Annotated in this window: 3 protein-coding genes; 1 reads left to right on the forward strand and 2 read right to left on the reverse strand. The window is 58.7% G+C overall.

Going from position 1 to position 2,279, the window contains the following annotated elements; genetic code table 11:
• Positions 1-880, forward strand: an 880-nt coding sequence (locus tag ACP7AJ_RS21135) for a Fic family protein (RefSeq protein ID WP_426062218.1), incomplete at its 5' end; no start/stop codon positions are given.
• A gap of 284 nt (positions 881-1,164) precedes the next feature.
• On the opposite strand, the gene ACP7AJ_RS21140 is transcribed toward ACP7AJ_RS21135, so the two are convergent.
• Positions 1,165-1,722, reverse strand: a complete 558-nt coding sequence (locus tag ACP7AJ_RS21140; protein WP_426062219.1) for a hypothetical protein — start codon at positions 1,720-1,722, stop codon at positions 1,165-1,167.
• A gap of 176 nt (positions 1,723-1,898) precedes the next feature.
• The coding region (locus ACP7AJ_RS21145) for a hypothetical protein (protein WP_426062220.1) at positions 1,899-2,279 on the reverse strand (381 nt) is incomplete at its 5' end.

The following is a 2,279-nucleotide window of genomic DNA, read 5'->3' on the forward strand; positions in this document are numbered from 1 at the left end:
CATTGAAAACATCATCACCACCCACGACGAACTCTTCAACGCCGAACTCCACCTAGGCGACTCGCCCGCGGCCAAGGAAGTGCAACGCTACGCGTCGGCCCTGCGCCTGGGCACGGCGCTGGTAAAGCAGTACGGGTTCTTGAGCACCAACCACATTGCCCAAATCCAGGAGGAGCTCAAGCGCGACCGCGGTGGGTACCGGAGGTTGCCGGGCACCGCCCTGAAGAATCAGCGGGGAGAAGTCGTGTACACGCCCCCGCAGGACCCGGCCGTCATCCTGGACCTGATGGGCAACTGGGAGCGGTACCTCAACGACGACGCCCTGCACGAGGCGGACCCGCTCGTGAAAATGGCCGTGCTCCACTTTCAATTCGAGAGCATCCACCCGTTTTACGACGGCAACGGCCGCACCGGGCGCATCCTCAACATCCTGTACTTGGTCCTGAAGGGATTGCTCGACCGGCCCGTGCTCTACCTGAGCCGGTTCATCACCCACAACAAAGCCGATTACTACCACCACCTGCAGGCCGTGCGCGACACCGGCCAGTGGGAGCCGTGGCTGCTGTATATGCTCACCGGCGTCGAACAGACCGCCCGCGAGAGCATCGCCCTGATCACGGCCCTGCGCGCCCTGATGCAGGAGACGAAGCAGCGGCTGCGCCCCTACAAATTCTACAGCCAGGACCTGCTCAACAACTTGTTCCGACACCCCTACACCCGCATCGAATTCGTGCAGCAGGAATTAGCCGTGAGCCGGCCCACAGCGGCTGGTTACCTGAACAAATTGGCTGAGGACGGCGTGCTGATCAAGCAAAAGCACGCCAACTCCAACTACTACGTCAACCAGCCCCTGTTCGAGCTGCTAGCCCAACTGGGATAACCCGCGCTGCTAGGCGGGAGTGAACGCCACGACACCGGAATAGACTTTCCAAATCACCGTGGCTGTTGCAGAACTCCCGGCTTCGTGTTCAGCACCAGTTCGACGCGCGAGGGAGCGAAAATAAAGGCCGTCCCAGGGGCTTTCTAGCATGTTGACCCAACGCACTTCACCCTTTACGCGTTCTGAGAGGAGTTCTGCAACAGCCACCACCGTTTAAATGAACGTAAGGACCGGGGTAAACCAGTTCGGTAGCGCAGTACCAGCAAGGCGGTCGCGTGTCGGCCCTAGCGGTCGAAGTGCAGGTCGAAGCGGCCCTGCGTGATGGTGACGGTAGCGTTGCTGCTGGGCTCGCGCGGGGTCATCTCAAACGTGCCCGAAACGATGTTATTGACCGTGTCGAAGCGCGTGATGACCAGCTGGCCCGGCGCGTCGGGGCCCGTGTAGTAGCTGAGCCGGGGACCCGGCCGCAGGGTGGTATACTGGCCGACGCTGGGGCTGAGCTGCGGGGTGAGGTGGGTCGGTTCCTGGTTGAGCAGAAAGGTGCCCGGCTGCCGGATGTCGGGCACATAGAAACTCGTGCCCCAGTCTTCATCCACTGAAAACTGCCTAAGGCTGAGGCTCAGGGACCGTCCCCCCCGGGTTTTGCGCCAGTAGCCATTCACCGGGCGGCCCGTGCTGATGGAACTGGGTTTGGGCACCGACGCCTTGCCGTCAAGTAAGAACCCGCCGGTGTTTTTCCCCTCTTGCGTGGCTTTGGGCAGCCCATTGGGGTCCAAGTCGTTTTTCTTGCAGCCCACGGCCGCAAGCAGCAAAAAAGGCAACAAGAGTCGGGGAGCGTTCACAGCAGAGGAGAAAGCGAAGCCCAGAAGCAGGCAGCCTGACAAACGTACCATTTTCTTATTGGGCGTGCTCGCCATACCCTCCTTCAACTGAATGGCCGCGTTTACCTTCCGACCGTTTTTCTGAACGTGAAATCGAAAGCAATTCAATCTCTATGCTCCGTTACCAACGGCGGATATTACGGGGTGCTCTGCTTTCTAGTATAAGCTTTATTCGCTTTTATTAAGGCCGCCGTGCGTTTGCCAGAACTATGCTTCAGCACTAACCTGTCGGGAGCCACGGACACGATGTGGAAGGGAATATCATCCAGCAACAACGTGTCGTTGGCGATGGACCATTCGTGCGATAGAATTACGTCTCCCCCGTCAAACAAGGTGACCGTCGTGTCTTTGTGAACCACATATCTTATGCAGGTTCCATCCCGAAGGAAACGATATGCAATTTGGATCCTTTCATTCGGTTTGAACTGCATGTTCCAGAATTGTCCCTCATTGGCGGCAAGGACTTCTTTCGCATCAGGGGCGATGTCGCACGAGCATAGGCTACCAATGGCAAGCAC

The organism is Hymenobacter sp. B1770 (assembly GCF_049896385.1).
Classification (GTDB): Bacteria; Bacteroidota; Bacteroidia; order Cytophagales; family Hymenobacteraceae; genus Hymenobacter.